We start from the raw sequence: 15146 nt of genomic DNA on the forward strand, positions 1-15146 counted from the left end.
TTAGCCGACGATCATCTGCTTCATCCGAAGTGCCTCATATTCCAGCTCTTTCAGGCGGAAATGCACCACGTCTCCGATGGTGATGACCCCGCACAGGTTGCCGTCGCGCAAGACAGGCATGTGGCGGAAACGGCCTTCGGTCATGGTTTTCAGAACATCGTTCAGCCGGTCATCCGGCGTGCAGGTCTTAACGTCCTGCGTCATCAGATCCTCGACGGATTGCGGCAGGGTCTGACCCGGCGTATCAGCCATCCGCCGCACAATGTCGCGTTCGGACAAAATACCCTGCAACGCCCCGTTCTGATCCGTCACAAGGACGGCACCGATCCGCTTGTCCCGCAACGTATTGACCACCGAATGGATCGTGTCGGCGGGCCGGACCGAGAATACCGCATCCCCTTTACCTTCAAGCAGCTTGGCCACGGTGGTTTGCGACGTCGACAGGTTTGACTCTGTCGATTGGCTATATGTGGACTTGTCAGCCTTGTCGCCACGCGATGGGGACTGGTAAGAGGTTGGGGCCATGGGCAATCTCCTTATGGTTCTTGCAAAGTCTTTCCCTTTCACCTTAGCGCAGCTAAACGACCTGTATAGGGTGCATTTTTGCTGATCGGCAGAAACCCTGGCCAAAAAAGGACACGTAAGCCTTTGAGCGATCTGTATCTTACCCCGCCTGTAGCCGTGTTGATTTTCTTTGTGGTGGTGGTCTGCGGCCATAATTTCCGCATGGCCTGGAAACGACAGCCTCCGGGTTGGAAAAAACGCGCCTGGCTGTTTGGGGTGCCTGCGGGGGTTGGTCTGCTGGTCCTGGGCTTTTTGCCGCTGAAATTGTAGGGCTGGTTTGACTCTGACAAAGGTGGCTGGCATATGCCGGGCACTTGTATTCAGGAGACCTCAGATGCGTCTTGTGCCTGTGCTGGCCGTCCTTACATTTTTGTCCGGCTGCCTGTTTGACAGCGAGCCCGAAGTGGTGCGCCTGTCGGGCGAAACCATGGGTACAACGTTCAACATCACAGCGATTGGTGAGGATCTGGACGAAAACGCCCTTGCGACTGCGGTTCAGGAAACGCTGGCGGACGTGAACGCCAAGATGTCGAACTGGGATCCCAATTCCGAGGTTTCGGTATTTTCCGCGTCAACCAGCACCGATGCTGTTGCGGTGTCGGATGAGTTTGCACTGGTCCTGGCGGCCGCAAATGACGTGCACGCCAAAACCGACGGGGCGTTTGACGTCACACTTGGCCCTCTGATCGAACTGTGGGGCTTTGGGCCGCGCACACCGGAAGACCCGGTGCCCTCGGACGCCGAGATCGCCGCAGCGCTCAGCGGTGTGGGCCAATCGCGCCTGTTGTCGCTGGACACTGACGCGGGAACGCTGGTGAAATCCGACCCTGCGGTCGGGATCAACCTCTCCGCGATTGCCAAGGGCTATGGCATTGACGCGGTGGCCAAGACCCTGCGCGACGCCGGGATTGAGGATTATCTGGTCGAGATCGGCGGCGATCTGGTCACCAAGGGTGAAAACGACAAGGGCGAAGCCTGGCGGATCGGTATCGAAAAGCCGCAGACCGGCGCGCAAACCCCTCAGCTGATCGTCTCGGTCGGTGATCTGGGGATGGCCAGTTCGGGTGACTACAAGAATTTCTTTGAGCAGGACGGCGTGCGCTATTCGCATATCATCGACCCGACAACAGGCCGCCCGATCACGCATAGGACCACCTCGGTCACGGTTCTGGCCGAAAACGCCATGATGGCCGATGCCTGGGCCACGGCGATGCTGGCATTGGGTCAGGAAAAGGGCCTGGAACTGGCCGAAAAGCATAAACTTGCCGTGTATTTCATCTCGCGGGATGTGACAGGTGGCGAAGATGCCTATATCACGGTACACAGCACTGCGTTCAAAGACGCGCTTGGCACCAACTGACCGGTAGGACCCAAAATGAGCACCTTTATTCTGGCTTTCATTCTGCTTGCCCTCGTGATGGTGGGGATGTCGTTGGGTGTGATGCTGATGGGTAAGACCATCAAGGGCAGCTGTGGCGGCCTGAATGCGATTTCGGGCGCAGACAAGTGTGTTGTCTGCCAGAAGGATGTAGATCCAGACTCGCCTCTTCGCGATCAGCTTCAATGCAAACGCGCCGAGAAAATGCTAGAGCAGATGGAGCGTGAAGCGCAGGCGTAGTTTACGCTTCGCCGCAGACCGAGAATTGGTTAGCTTGCCCCCTGACTAAAAGGGGGGCGCTGCCTTGGCCAAAGCCAAAAACATTCTGTTCATCATGTTCGACCAGCTGCGCTGGGATTACCTGAGCTGTTACGGCCATCCGCATTTGCATACCCCAAATATTGACCGTTTGGCCGCGCGGGGTGTGCGGTTCGATCGCGCCTATATTCAGTCCCCCATCTGCGGCAGCTCGCGCATGTCCACTTATACGGGCCGGTACGTGCATTCGCACGGGGCGTCGTGGAACGGCATCCCGCTGAAGGTGGGCGAAATCACCATGGGCGGCCATCTGCGCAGGGCAGGGATGGATTGCTGGCTGGTCGGCAAAACCCATATGCGCGCGGATGCCGAAGGCATGGCGCGGCTTGGGCTGGAACCTGACAGCCTGATCGGTGCCCGTGTCGCCGAATGCGGATTTGATGTGTTCGAGCGTGACGACGGCATGCGCCCCGAGGGCCCGGATGGGTTTTACGACCCGGATGGGGCGAAGGAATACAACAAATACCTCAATGAAAAAGGGTACGACAGCGATAATCCGTGGCATGACTTTGCCAATTCCGGTCTGGATGCGGATGGCAACGTGCTGTCAGGCTGGTTCCTGAAAAACGCGTCCGAGGCGGCCAATATTGCCGAAGAGGACAGTGAAACGCCTTATCTGACCGGACGCGGCATTGAGTTCATGGAAACCCACGATGGTCCGTGGTGCTGCCACCTGAGTTTTATCAAGCCGCATTGGCCCTATATCGTGCCGGAGCCCTATGCCTCAATGTACGGGCCCGAACATGTGCTGCCGGTGGTGCGGTCCGAGGCGGAACGCGAAAATGCCCATCCGGTGCTTCGGGCCTTCATGGATACTTTGATCGGCCAGACGTTTTCGCGCAAAGACGTGCGCGATGCGGTGATCCCGGCCTATATGGGGCTGATCAAGCAGGCAGATGACCAGATGGGGCGTCTGTTCGATTGGATGGACCAAACCGGCCGGATGGAGGACACGATGATCGTGCTGACTTCGGACCACGGCGACTTTCTGGGCGACCACTGGATGGGAGAGAAGACGTTCTTCCACGACGCCTCGACCAAAATGCCGCTGATCATCTATGACCCGTCCCCCGAGGCCGACGCGACACGTGGCACGGTCAGCGACGCGCTGGTGGAATCCATCGACCTTGCCCCGACCTTTGTCGAGGTTGCTGGTGGTCAGGCCGCGCCGCACATTCTTGAGGGGCATTCACTGCTGCCCATCCTGCACGGACAGCGGGCTGAAACACCCCGCGACGTGGTGATTTGCGAATATGACTACTCGGCCTCACCCATTGCCGACATTCTGAACGCGTCGGTGCGGGATGCGGTGATGTTTATGGTGGCCAACAGGAAATGGAAGCTGATCCATTGCGAAGGTGATCATCGGCCTCTGCTGTTTGATCTGGAAAATGACCCGGATGAGCTGGTCGATCTGGGCGACAGCCCCGATCATGGCGATGTCATCGCCCAGATGTACGATCATCTATTCACCTGGGCCCGCCGCCCATCGCAGCGCACCACCCGGTCCGCGCAACAACTGATCGACATGCGCACCAAAAGCCGGGGCACGGGCGTTGTGCTGGGGATATACGACGAAAACGACATCCCTCTGGATCTGACGGTAAAGTACCGGGGCCGCAAAGCCCGCCCATTTGGCGCGTTAACAGGCAAAGACAAGCCGCGCCATTAATTCTGTGCAGCTGGCGGCAAAAGGCGGTTCACCCGCCGGTGGTCAGGCGATACAAGACAAGGCAGAGCAGAAACCCGGAGAGCCGAAATGACCGCCCCCAAACCCGTTGTCCTGTGTATTCTCGATGGTTGGGGGCTGTCGCAAGACACAAAGGCCAACGCGCCCTATCTGGCGAACACACCGACATTCGACGCGATCATGGCCAAGGGGCCGCACGCGACTCTAATCACGCATGGTCCCGAGGTTGGGCTGCCAAGTGGCCAGATGGGCAATTCCGAGGTCGGTCACACCAATATCGGCGCGGGCCGCGTTGTTGCCATGGATCTGGGACAAATTGATCTGGCCATCGAGGATGGCTCGTTCTTCGACAACGATGCGCTGCAGGATTTCATTGCTAAGGTCAAAGCCACCGGTGGCACTGCGCACCTTATGGGGCTGGTGTCGGATGGTGGGGTCCACGGGCATCTGAACCATATCGTTGCCGCAGCCAAGGCAATTACCGATGCAGGCGTGCCCGTTGCGCTGCACGCCGTAACGGATGGGCGCGACGTCGCGCCGAAATCCGCGCTCACCTACATTGCCGAGCTTGAAGAGCGTCTGCCCGAAGGCGCGCGTGTCGTGACGGTCAGCGGGCGCTATTTCGCGATGGACCGCGACAATCGCTGGGAACGCGTCAGCGAGGCCTACGGCGCGATGATCAAAGGGCAAGGCAGGGCGGCGGCTTCGGCCCATAGCGCGGTTGATGCCGCCTACAATCAGTCGGAAACGGACGAATTCATCGTGCCTACCGTTCTGGAAGGCTTCGATGGCGTGAAAGATGGCGATGGGGTCTTCTGCCTGAATTTCCGTGCGGACCGTGCCCGTGAAATCCTGCGCGCGATTGCCGAATCGGGTTTTGCCGATTTCGACACCGGTCCGCGCCCGAACCTGTCGGCGCTGCTGGGCATGGTGGAATATTCCGGCGGCCACAACGCCTATATGACTACCGTATTCCCCAAACGGGACATCGTGAACACGCTGGGTGAATGGGTCGCCAAAAAGGGCCTGCGGCAGTTCCGTCTGGCTGAGACCGAGAAATATCCGCATGTGACCTTCTTCCTCAATGGCGGTAAGGAAACGCCCGAGGACGGCGAGGATCGCTTTATGCCCAAATCGCCCAAAGTGGCGACTTATGATTTGCAGCCCGAGATGTCCTCGGCCCAGGTGACAGCCAAATTTGTTGAGGCGATTGAGGCTGGGTATGACCTGATCGTCACCAACTATGCCAACCCGGATATGGTCGGCCATACGGGTGATCTGCAAGCCGCGATCAAGGCGTGTGAGGCCGTGGATCAGGGGCTGGCGCAGGTGGTTGCAGCATTGGAAAAGGCTGGGGGCGCGATGATCGTCACTGCCGATCACGGCAATTGCGAGGTGATGGTCGATCCTGAAACCGGCGGGCCGCACACGGCGCATACGTTGAACCCGGTGCCCGTGGCCTTGGTCGGTGGGCCAAAGGGTGCGAACCTGCGCGACGGGCGCCTGTCCGATCTGGCGCCCACCCTGTTGCAATTGATGGGTCTGGAACAACCGGCCGAGATGACCGGGCAGAGCCTGCTGTCATGAGGCTGTGTGCACTGGTTCTGGCGTCTTTTGTTGGCGCGCAGGCACAGGCCCAGACCGACCCGTCGACAGCAGCGTTGGACGCGGCGCAGATGCTGGAAGAGGCGTCTGTCGCGCTGACCGAGGCCGAGCGCGCCCGCGACAGGGTCCGCGCGCTGACCGATACCATCCAAGCCTATGAGGCGGGCCTGTCCGCGATGCGCGAGGGTTTGCGCCGTGCCGCCACGCGAGAGGCACAGTTGACCGCAGAACTACGCGTGCGCGAAAAAGAAATCGCGCAATTGCTGGGCGTCTTGCAAACGATTGAGACAACGGCTCCGCCTGTTCTGATGTTGCACCCCTCGGGGCCGCTGGGATCAGCGCGGGCGGGCATGATGTTGTCCGAGGTCACGCCAGGTCTGAACGCCCGCGCGCAGGCGTTGGCCCATGATTTGCACGAGGTCCGGACCCTGCGCCAACTGCAGCAGAGCGCCTCTGAGACACTGACCGAGGGGCTGACAGGCGTTCAGACGGCACGCACGCAGCTTAGCACGGCCATTGCGGACCGCACCGACCTGCCGAAACGCTTTGTCGAAGACCCGGTGCGCACGGCCATCCTGATTTCGTCCACGGAAACTCTGGAAGGGTTCGCCAGCGGCCTCTCGGAAATTTCCGAAGGCGAGATTGCGGAAACCAACGCTGATATCTCCGATCTGAAGGGGCAGATCGCCTTGCCCGCACAGGGTGTGGTTCTGCACCGCGCCGGGCAGACGGATGCCGCGGGCGTGAACCGCCCCGGTGTTGTACTGGCCACCCGCCCGCGGGCAATTGTTACATCGCCCACCGCCGCCACGATCCGCTATCGCGGTCCTCTGCTGGATTTGGGAAATCTGGTGATACTTGAGCCGCAGCCCGGACTTTTATTCGTGTTTTCCGGCCTGCAAGAGGTTTACGGCGACACCGGGCAAGTGATCCCCGAGGGCACTCCGGTCGGGCTGATGCCGGGCGAAACGCCGGAAATCGGCGCAATTTTGTCAACAAGAGGTGATGGCACTGGAACTGACCGGTCAGAAACGCTCTATATAGAGGTAAGACAAGATAACACCCCCGTGGACCCGGAGTCGTGGTTTCGGACCAGCAAGGATGGATAAACGAGTATGAAGAAATTTGTGATGGCCGGTCTGGCCGGAACCATAGCAGGCGTGATCGCGACCACTCAGATCGCCGGCCCGCTGCTGGCGCAAGAGGCCGAGAACAACGCCGGCGTCTATGAACAGCTTGATCTGTTCGGCGATATTTTTGAGCGCATCCGCGCGCAATATGTCGAAGAGGTCGAGCCCGAGGAACTGATCGAAGCCGCGATTGACGGCATGCTCACCTCGCTTGATCCGCATTCCAGCTATCTGTCCCCTGACGATGCCGAACAAATGCGCGTCCAGACACGGGGTGAGTTTGGTGGACTGGGGATCGAGGTCACTCAGGAAGACGGTTTCGTCAAAGTCGTCTCGCCCATCGATGACACCCCGGCGGATGCGGCCGGGATCGAAGCGGGGGATTTCATCACCCATGTCGATGGCGAAAGCATTCTGGGCCTGACGCTGGACAAGGCGGTCGATCTAATGCGCGGCCCTGTCGGGTCCGAGATTGTGATCACCGTTGTGCGCGAGGGCGAGCAGGAGCCGTTCGATGTCACCATTATCCGCGACACGATCAAGTTGACTGCCGTGCGTGCGCGCACCGAAGGCACCAGTGTTGTCCTGCGGGTGACCACCTTTAACGACCAGACCTTTCCCAACCTGCAGGAAGGGTTGAAAGAGCAGATCGAAGAGGCTGGCGGCATCGACAAGGTCAATGGCTTTGTTCTGGACCTGCGCAACAACCCCGGCGGCCTGCTGACCCAGGCGATCAAGGTCTCGGATGCGTTCCTCAACGAAGGTGAGATCGTCTCGACCCGAGGTCGTGATCCGGGGGAGGGCGAGCGTTTCAACGCCACTATTGGTGATCTGGCCGAAGGCAAACCGATCGTTGTGCTGATCAATGGTGGATCGGCCTCGGCGTCGGAAATTGTGGCCGGTGCGCTGCAGGATCACCGCCGCGCCATTGTGGTCGGCACCAAGAGCTTTGGCAAAGGCTCGGTCCAGACAGTGATGCCGCTGCGCGGGGATGGCGCGATGCGCCTGACCACATCGCGGTATTACACGCCGTCGGGCCGCTCGATCCAGGCGCTTGGCGTCAGCCCGGACATCATCGTCGAACAACCGCGCCCTGTGCCTGAGGCCGAGGAAGAAGACAATGACCGTCCCGCGCGTTCCGAGGCCGATCTGCGCGGCAGTCTTAACAATGACAGCCTCAGCGAAGATGAAATCCGCCAGATCGAAGAAGACCGTGAGCGGGCCGAGGCAACTGCCGAACTGCGCGAAGAGGATTATCAATTGGCCTATGCCATCGATATTCTCAAAGGATTGTCTGCCTTCAATCCGAACGGGCCGTCCCAGTAAACCAATCGGGCCGCCCCTTGGGCGGCCTTTTTTCAGTGGTCAGCTTTCCACCTTGTGCAGCTTTTCTTCGTCCAGCAGCAGCGACAGAAGAATGCCCACCGAAACTGATAGTGTGGCAAAAAGGAAAGCCATGTTCATGCCGCTTTCAAACCCGGCTGAGATGGCGCTCTGGACTTTTTCGATGTCAGCGGCGCTCAGCTTGTCCATCACAGCCTTGGACGAGGACGTGGACAGCGTGCTGCCATTGATTGCGCGCTGATCGGCGGCAGACATCTCAATGCCCGCGGCGGTCAGGTTTTCGGCAAGACTGCGCAGGCCGACCAGATACATGATCGCCGTGGCGCAGGCGACCGAGATCGCCCCGTATACAAGATGGGTCATAAAGCTGAGCCCACCCACCAGCCCGGCGCGTTCCGGTTTCACGGCGCAAACGGCTGCCGTGCCCGAAGGCCCGACCGTCAGCGTTGCCCCAAGCCCGATCATGGCCATACCGGGCAATATCTGGAAATACCCAAGACCCGACGGCATCAGAACCACACTGGCTGCCCCGACCGTGGCGCAGGTATAGCCCCAGAACAAAAGCCGCTTTGGCCCGAAGTCATTGTACAGCCTGCCGGACAAGATCGACCCCACCGCCAGCAAGACCGTCAAAGGGGCCAGTCCGATGGCCGATTCAAGGCTGGACCAGCCCAGAACCTTTTGCATGTATTGCGGGAAATACATCAACCCGACAAAAGCGGCCGAGACGTTGAACATGTTCAGCCCCAGCGTGATAAGGAATTCCCGGTTCTGCATCATCTGCGGCATCAGCAGTGGCTCTTTCACCCGTTTTTCCACCTGCGGGAAAAAGGCAAACAAGGCGGCGCTGACGACAAACAGCATCAGCAACGGGGCCGAGGTCCAGCCCCAATCCGCGCCTACATCCAGACCGTAGAGCAGCAGCAGAACGGCGAAGGACAAGACAACCATTCCGGCAATATCGATATGCTCTCCTTGTTTGTGTTGGGTTTCACGCTGCATCAGCAACAGGGCCGTCACCATAGAAATGGCCGAAAACACTACATTGGCCAGGAAGAACAGCCGCCAATCCCCAAGCGTAACCACCGTACCGCTGATCAAGGGGCCAAAGACATTGCCGCAGGTGACGCCAGACAGGATCAGCCCCATAACCATTGCGCGATGCTCGGGCGCTGAGACTTTGGTGGCCCCAAAAGCCAGAGTGCAGGGCCAGACGCATCCTGCCCCGATACCCTGTAACGCGCGGGCGATGATCAGGAAATCCAGGCTGGGCGAGAAAAAGCACATCACAGATGAGAACAGAAAGATCGCCAGCCCGATCAGCATCATCTTGCGATGACCATACATATCGCCCATGCGCCCCCCGGCGACCATGGTCATGGCAAAGAACAGCGCGTAGATGTTCAGAACCCACTGCGTGCTTGTGATATCGGCGTCAAAACTGTTCTCAATCGCTGGAACCAGGATCAGCGCGCCGGTAAAATCGATGCCGATCCCAAACCCTGTCACCATAAGCGCGATGACCTTGACGATGCTGCTGCGATCCATGAGCTTGCCCAGTTTGTTGCGGCTGAGGCAAGGATGCACGGGAATCCGTTGAAAAGATAGGGACTTACCCCCTAAAGCGTTTCGGGTTTAACTTGAGACACGAATACCCTGCCACGCCTGCGGCGTTCTCGGGACATTCGTGTCACAGAGTGTTTCAGGTAAAACCCAAAGCGCTCTAGCCAGACGCGCTGCTGTTTTGTACCCGCCGAAAGGCGCGTTTCAACATGTCCAACTCGGCCCGCAGCAATTCAACCTCGGCCCGGAGGTCATCTGCTGCCGGTGACCCGGAAATGATCGTCACATCACCCAGCTTTTCAGCACTGTCCGCATCGGTGATGACACAGCAATGTACTCCGTCGGACAGCGCGGACTGAGGAACGGTAAACTGGATATCCCAGCCGTCCTGTGCTTTGGTAACGCGGACGTCGTCTAAAGGCTCACCCTGATACAGTACGGCCAGTTTGGGTTCGCTCGCCCTGCGCAAGTGCCCTTGCCAAAGGCCATCTTTGAACCGAACGGGTGTCAGATCAGAATGCATCATGGTCACAGCTCTTATAAATCGGCGCGGTGGTGGCGGCACAGAGTCAGATCGCGCAATGAAACGCGATTCATGCCGGGGTTTTCGAAAATCAGATCCAACCAGATCTTTTCGACACGCGCCTCGTTCAGCGGTAAATGCGCAAGATCGAAATCGATCGAATTAGAGTGCTGAGACAGATCCAGCTTGCGCAGAACCTGTTCGGTGTTTGGCCCATGTTGGATGTTCAGGCGCGCGAATGCCTCTAACGTGTGTTCCGACTCGATCACAGCATCCATCCGCATCAGGTGCTGTTTGGTCAGCCCCTGCGCGGCCTCGGGCGGCAGTTCGACCGACAGGGACAGAAACGAGCCTTCGAATCCGAACACCTCGATCATCAGCCGAAAGGGTGCCAGGTCCTTTTCGTGCCGGTTCCGGGCCTGCCGCAGGGCAATTTCGGCCAATGGGCAATCGTGAAACAGGGTCGTTTGCGGGTCCATCCTCGTCTTGCGCGCGGCCGAGGCCACACCCGATCGCGCCAGAGGTCCGCGCCACAGGTCGGGTCGCCAGCACCAGTCCGTTCCCAATGGTTTGGGGAACTGATCCGATCCTATGCGTGGGCGGGCCAACCGACCATCCGCCTCGTGCACGACCCGATCCAGAACAAAACGCAATCTGCGCGCTTCATCCCGCTGCAGGCGCAACCCAGGCTCGGTCTGTGCCCCGACATCGGTCAGGGCTTTGCGCCAGCGGGCGACAATTCGGCGGTGAATATAGCGATCCAGAAGTCTGCCCATGGCCCCATCGTTCAGAAGTTGCCCCTGTTTAGTCAAAGACAGTGCAGGGGTGAAAGGTGAATAAAACAGATTAAGATCGAATTCTCGCAAATTCGTGAACCGGAAAAAGGGTCAAAGCCTCTGACAGTTCTTTGCGCGCGCATCGAAATCTTGCATTCCCCTGATCCAATGCGTACCGTCTGACACCTGATTGCTTTGGGTCACCCAGAATAACGCATCCACTAGATTTGAGGTTGGACCGGGGCATGGAACCCACTCTGTTCGCATTCATTTGGAAACACTCAAAGAAACAACAGCTTGTGTTGCTGTTTCTGACTGTTCTGTCCTTTCCGTTTCTCTACGCCTCGCTGGAATTGCCCAAGCAGATCATCAACGGGGCGATCGGTGCCCCCAGTGATACGGTGACGGTCCTTGGGATCTCGGTCACGCAGGTGCAGTATCTGATGGTCCTGTGTTTTGCCTTTCTGGCAACCGTGATCGTCAGCGGGTTGATGAAAATGCGCATCAACACGATGAAGGGCATCCTGGCCGAACGCATGCTGCGCCGCCTGCGATTTACCCTGATTCACCGCACCATGCGATTCCCCAAATCGTATTTTGCAACCACCAGCCAGGGTGAGCTGGTGTCCATGATCACCTCCGAGGCCGAGCCGATGGGCGGGCTTATGGGCGATGCCATCGCACAACCGGTGTTCCAGTTCGGTCAGATGATGACCATCGTGACCTTTCTGTTCATGCAGAGCGTCTGGTTCGGTCTGGCCAGTGTTGCGCTGATCCCGCTGCAGGCCTGGCTGATCCCGAAGCTTCAGCGCCAAATCAACCTGTTGAACAAGGAACGCATCCAGGAAGTGCGCAGCCTCAGCTCTGAAATCGGGGAAAGTGCGGCGGGCATCAGTGATCTGCGCACCAATGGCGGCTGGCGCTATCGGCTGGCGCAGTTCAGCCACCGTCTGGGCCGTTTGTTCGAGATCCGCTTTAAGATCTACAACAAAAAGTTCTTCATGAAGTTTCTCAACAACCTCATCACGCAGATGACGCCGTTCCTGTTCTATTCAGTAGGCGGCTATCTGGCGATCAAGGGTGAGGTGACCGTCGGCGCGCTGGTGGCCGCGCTTGGGGCCTATAAGGACCTGAGCGGCCCGTGGAAGGATTTGCTGACCTACTACAACCAGGTGCAGGATATGTCGCTGCGGTGGGAGGTTGTGACCGAACGTTTCGCGCCCTCGAACATGATCCCCGAAGAGCTGTTTACGGGCAAACCCGAGGTGATCCCACGCCTGCGCGGTGAGATTGAGCTGCACAATGTGACGGTGCGCGACAATGACGGCAAGACCATTCTGGAAGACATCGATCTGACGATCCCGAAAGGCGCGCGCGTGGCGATTCAGTCGGATCACGCCTCGGAACGCAACGCGCTGGCTCAGGTTCTGACCCGCGAGGTCCTGCCGGTACAGGGTGAGGTCATAATGGCGGGTCATAACCTCAAAGACCTGCATCAATCGGTGATCGCGGCGCGGATCGGATACGCCTATTCGCGCCCCTACCTGTTTGACGGCACTTTGGGCGACAACCTGTTGATGCCGCTGCGCCCGCATCCCCAGCACGAGGCCGAAGCGACCGAGACGCCGAGCCGCTGGCAGATCGAAGCGGCGCGGGCCGGGAACCCGACGGATTCGCTCAGCGACGAATGGATTGATCCGGGTCTGGCTGAGCTGGACGATATCGAGGACATCCGCGACTGGTGGTTCAAACTGGTCGAGGCGATGGGTATCGACGAATTCATGCTGCGCCGGACGCTGCGGACACGGTTCGACCCACGGGTGCATCCGGTTTTGGCGGAAGAGGTCGTGAAACTCCGCGACACGGTGGCCGAGCGGCTTAAGGAAAAGGGGCTGGACGGGTATGTCTATCGCTTTGATCCGGACCGCTTTAACCCGGCGGTTCCACTGGGCGGGAACCTTCTGTTTGCCACACCTTCGCGGGACATCACCCCCGATTTTCTGGCCGGTGACCATCGGTTCCGCAACCTGTTCGGCATGCACGACCTTGCCGATGATGCAATGACCATGACCAGCTCGGTGCTTGAAACGCTGGATCAGGCTTTTGGTCGCGATGGTGCGGATCACCCGCTGTTTCTGCGTCTTGGCATGTCCAAGGACATGTACCACCGCCTGCTGGACATCAAAGACCGCCGCAAATCAAAAGGCGACCAGGCAATCACTGAGTTTGAACGCTCGTTATTGCTGACACTGCCGTTTCTGTTGACGGCGGAACAGATCGGCCCTGATTTCCCCGAGGAATACAAAGACCGCATCCTGTCCATCCGCCGCGACCATTCGGAACGGCTGCGGGACGCTTTGGGTGACATGTTCGTGCCGCTGTCGCCGGACGCTTATCTGCCGCGGCTGACGGTGATGGAGAACGCGATTTACGGGCGGGTGTCCCTGTTGGCCGGGGCCTACGCCGAAGAGATCGAGGATGTGGTCGCACAGGCCATCAACGAGGCCGGGCTACGACGGCGGGCGGCCTCGACCATGTTCGATCTGCCGACGGGGCTGGGTGGGAACAACCTGCCAACCGTGTTTCAGGAACGCGCGGCGTTTTCGCGGGCGGGAATCAAGCGGCCGGACATTTTGATTCTGGACAAGGCGCTTGCCAGCCACGACTCCGAGAGCCGCCTGCGCACCCGTCTGCGGCTGCGTGAGTTGCTGCCAGAGTCGATCATGATCTTCATGGAGGACCATTTCGCCCATCCCGAAGCCTATGATCTGTTTATCGAGATCAAAGAAGGGCGGATTGACGGTGTCTCGCGGACTCAAACCCGCCACGAAGACAGCCCCTCGGCAGATCTGAGCAAAAAGCTTGAGATCATCGCCTCCACCGAGCTGTTCTCGGGCATTGACGCACGTAACCAAAGGCTGCTGGCCTTTTCGGCGCAATGGTTTCATGTTGCGCCCGGCCAAATGATCTTTTCCCGCGGGCAAGTGCCCGACGCTGCCTATTTGTGTATTGCAGGGCAGGCCAATCTGATGTGGCCCGAAGAAGATGGCGGGTCGCGGACGATCTCAATCATCGAACCCGGGCGTCTGATTGGGGATCTGTCGATCATTACCGGCGACGTACGCCAATTGGATCTGGTTGCCGAAACCGAGTGTACCTTCCTCCGAATCGGTGCGGAAGAGCTGCGCGCCGTTGTCGAAAGCGACGCCTCGGTCGCAGTTCAGCTGCTGGAAACGGTGGCCGGGTACCTGACCACCTTGTCCCACCGGATCAACACCGCGCAAACCCCGTCGGATATCTTCGCGGACGAGCCGCGCTCGATCCAGGGCGAAAGCAGCGACCAGAATGCGTGAGCCCGCCGCCTATTCCGCGCATGAGCAACTGGTGGCCACCGCCCGGGCCCGGCCCGAGCTTTGGCGTCTGCTTGCAGGTCTGGTCATAGTCGTTGCGCTTTACATGGCGCTGAACTCGGTCCTGTTTGCCGCTATCGGTGGAATGCTGTCGCCGGATCAGGCTCAGGGGTTCCTGCGGGGCACAACGCCTCTGGCCACACTGGTGCTGCTTGGCAGTTTCGGGTTTCTGACTGTCGGTGTTGCGGTTGCCGTGCAAAAAATGCACCACCGTTCGTTTTCCGACATTTTGGGGCCGCGTACCCTGCGCCGCCTCCAGTTCTGGCAGGTTTTGCTGGCATTGGCGGCCGTAGGCATCGCAATGCTGCTGTTGCCGCCCTACGGGATGGGCGAGCCGTTGACACAGAATCTGACGTTTTCGAGCTGGCTGTTGCTGCTGCCATTCTCAGTAACGGCAGTCCTGATTCAGACCAGCGCCGAAGAAATTCTGTTTCGCGGCTATATTCAACAGGCTTTGGCGGCGAGATTCCGGTCTCCGATCCTGTGGATGGGCCTGCCGTCGGTGTTATTCGCCGCCGGTCATTATGCGCCGGGCGTGTCCGGGGACAACGCGGTTCTGATCACGATCTGGGCCTTTGTCTTTGGCGTGATCGCCGCGGATCTGACAGCCCGATCCGGCACACTGGGGCCTGCTATCGCATTGCATTTCATGAATAATGCGTCGGCCTTACTGTTCATCTCGTTACCTGAAACCCTCAGTGGGTTGGCCTTGTATCTGGTGCCCTATGAGATGTCCGAGGCCGATCAACTGCGCCAGTGGTTGATGGTGGATTTTGCGGTCATGATCGTCTGCTGGCTTGCTGCGCGTCTTGCACTCAGGCGTTGATTGCATTTACTTCCGTTGC

General features: G+C 59.1%; 13 protein-coding genes. 9 read left to right on the forward strand and 4 right to left on the reverse strand.

Going from position 1 to position 15146, the window contains the following annotated elements; all coding sequences use genetic code 11:
- Positions 1-525 carry a CBS domain-containing protein gene (locus tag ACRZ94_RS13680; protein WP_480654222.1) on the reverse strand — a complete coding sequence of 175 codons (525 nt, stop codon included), beginning with the start codon at positions 523-525 and terminating at the stop codon, positions 1-3.
- Between the two features lie 123 nt (positions 526-648).
- Here ACRZ94_RS13680 and ACRZ94_RS13685 point away from each other — a divergent pair, with 123 nt between their 5' ends.
- The 7 genes from ACRZ94_RS13685 (at position 649) to ACRZ94_RS13715 (ending at position 8011) form a co-directional block, all read left to right on the forward strand.
- On the forward strand, positions 649-834 hold the full coding sequence (locus ACRZ94_RS13685) for a hypothetical protein (RefSeq protein ID WP_480654224.1): 186 nt from the start codon (positions 649-651) through the stop codon (positions 832-834).
- Between the two features lie 64 nt (positions 835-898).
- A complete protein-coding gene (locus ACRZ94_RS13690) occupies positions 899-1924 on the forward strand; it encodes an FAD:protein FMN transferase (protein ID WP_480654226.1) in 1026 nt (341 codons plus the stop codon).
- Between the two features lie 15 nt (positions 1925-1939).
- A complete protein-coding gene (nqrM, locus tag ACRZ94_RS13695) occupies positions 1940-2182 on the forward strand; it encodes a (Na+)-NQR maturation NqrM (protein ID WP_480654228.1) in 243 nt (80 codons plus the stop codon).
- Between the two features lie 64 nt (positions 2183-2246).
- A complete protein-coding gene (locus ACRZ94_RS13700) occupies positions 2247-3932 on the forward strand; it encodes a sulfatase-like hydrolase/transferase (protein WP_480797567.1) in 1686 nt (561 codons plus the stop codon).
- An 87-nt stretch (positions 3933-4019) separates the two neighbouring features.
- Complete coding sequence (gene gpmI / locus ACRZ94_RS13705) at positions 4020-5537, forward strand: 2,3-bisphosphoglycerate-independent phosphoglycerate mutase (RefSeq protein WP_480654231.1); 1518 nt, start codon at positions 4020-4022, stop codon at positions 5535-5537.
- On the forward strand, positions 5534-6664 hold the full coding sequence (locus tag ACRZ94_RS13710; RefSeq protein ID WP_480654232.1) for a murein hydrolase activator EnvC family protein: 1131 nt from the start codon (positions 5534-5536) through the stop codon (positions 6662-6664). Before gpmI ends, ACRZ94_RS13710 begins: the two co-directional genes overlap by 4 nt.
- A 6-nt stretch (positions 6665-6670) precedes the next feature.
- Positions 6671-8011 (forward strand): S41 family peptidase, encoded by a 1341-nt coding sequence (locus ACRZ94_RS13715; protein ID WP_480654233.1) that lies wholly within the window; start codon positions 6671-6673, stop codon positions 8009-8011.
- 39 nt (positions 8012-8050) lie between these two features.
- Here ACRZ94_RS13715 and ACRZ94_RS13720 read toward each other — a convergent pair whose 3' ends face one another.
- The 3 genes from ACRZ94_RS13720 to ACRZ94_RS13730 all read right to left on the reverse strand — a co-directional run bounded on the left by ACRZ94_RS13720 (position 8051) and on the right by ACRZ94_RS13730 (position 10891).
- A complete protein-coding gene (locus ACRZ94_RS13720) occupies positions 8051-9577 on the reverse strand; it encodes an MFS transporter (RefSeq protein WP_480654234.1) in 1527 nt (508 codons plus the stop codon).
- Between the two features lie 175 nt (positions 9578-9752).
- Positions 9753-10118 carry a hypothetical protein gene (locus tag ACRZ94_RS13725; protein WP_480654235.1) on the reverse strand — a complete coding sequence of 122 codons (366 nt, stop codon included), beginning with the start codon at positions 10116-10118 and terminating at the stop codon, positions 9753-9755.
- Positions 10119-10129: 11 nt separating this feature from the next.
- A complete protein-coding gene (locus ACRZ94_RS13730) occupies positions 10130-10891 on the reverse strand; it encodes a DUF6478 family protein (RefSeq protein WP_480654237.1) in 762 nt (253 codons plus the stop codon).
- A 245-nt stretch (positions 10892-11136) separates the two neighbouring features.
- Here ACRZ94_RS13730 and ACRZ94_RS13735 point away from each other — a divergent pair, with 245 nt between their 5' ends.
- Positions 11137-14244: an ABC transporter transmembrane domain-containing protein gene (locus tag ACRZ94_RS13735; protein WP_480654238.1), complete on the forward strand. Its 3108-nt coding sequence runs from the start codon at positions 11137-11139 to the stop codon at positions 14242-14244.
- Positions 14237-15127 (forward strand): CPBP family intramembrane glutamic endopeptidase, encoded by an 891-nt coding sequence (locus ACRZ94_RS13740; RefSeq protein WP_480654240.1) that lies wholly within the window; start codon positions 14237-14239, stop codon positions 15125-15127. Before ACRZ94_RS13735 ends, ACRZ94_RS13740 begins: the two co-directional genes overlap by 8 nt.
- Positions 15128-15146 lie beyond the last annotated feature (19 nt).

Source organism: Ruegeria sp. CH10 (genome assembly GCF_056537125.1).

Bases quoted from the DNA above. Each gene is read 5' to 3' on its own strand.
- ACRZ94_RS13680 (WP_480654222.1), bottom strand. From the start codon at position 525: ATGGCCCCAACCTCTTACCAGTCCCCATCGCGTGGCGACAAGGCTGAC.
- ACRZ94_RS13690 (WP_480654226.1), top strand. From the start codon at position 899: ATGCGTCTTGTGCCTGTGCTGGCCGTCCTTACATTTTTGTCCGGCTGC.
- nqrM (WP_480654228.1), top strand. From the start codon at position 1,940: ATGAGCACCTTTATTCTGGCTTTCATTCTGCTTGCCCTCGTGATGGTG.
- gpmI (WP_480654231.1), top strand. From the start codon at position 4,020: ATGACCGCCCCCAAACCCGTTGTCCTGTGTATTCTCGATGGTTGGGGG.
- ACRZ94_RS13710 (WP_480654232.1), top strand. From the start codon at position 5,534: ATGAGGCTGTGTGCACTGGTTCTGGCGTCTTTTGTTGGCGCGCAGGCA.
- ACRZ94_RS13715 (WP_480654233.1), top strand. From the start codon at position 6,671: ATGAAGAAATTTGTGATGGCCGGTCTGGCCGGAACCATAGCAGGCGTG.
- ACRZ94_RS13720 (WP_480654234.1), bottom strand. From the start codon at position 9,577: ATGGATCGCAGCAGCATCGTCAAGGTCATCGCGCTTATGGTGACAGGG.
- ACRZ94_RS13725 (WP_480654235.1), bottom strand. From the start codon at position 10,118: ATGATGCATTCTGATCTGACACCCGTTCGGTTCAAAGATGGCCTTTGG.
- ACRZ94_RS13730 (WP_480654237.1), bottom strand. From the start codon at position 10,891: ATGGGCAGACTTCTGGATCGCTATATTCACCGCCGAATTGTCGCCCGC.
- ACRZ94_RS13735 (WP_480654238.1), top strand. From the start codon at position 11,137: ATGGAACCCACTCTGTTCGCATTCATTTGGAAACACTCAAAGAAACAA.
- ACRZ94_RS13740 (WP_480654240.1), top strand. From the start codon at position 14,237: ATGCGTGAGCCCGCCGCCTATTCCGCGCATGAGCAACTGGTGGCCACC.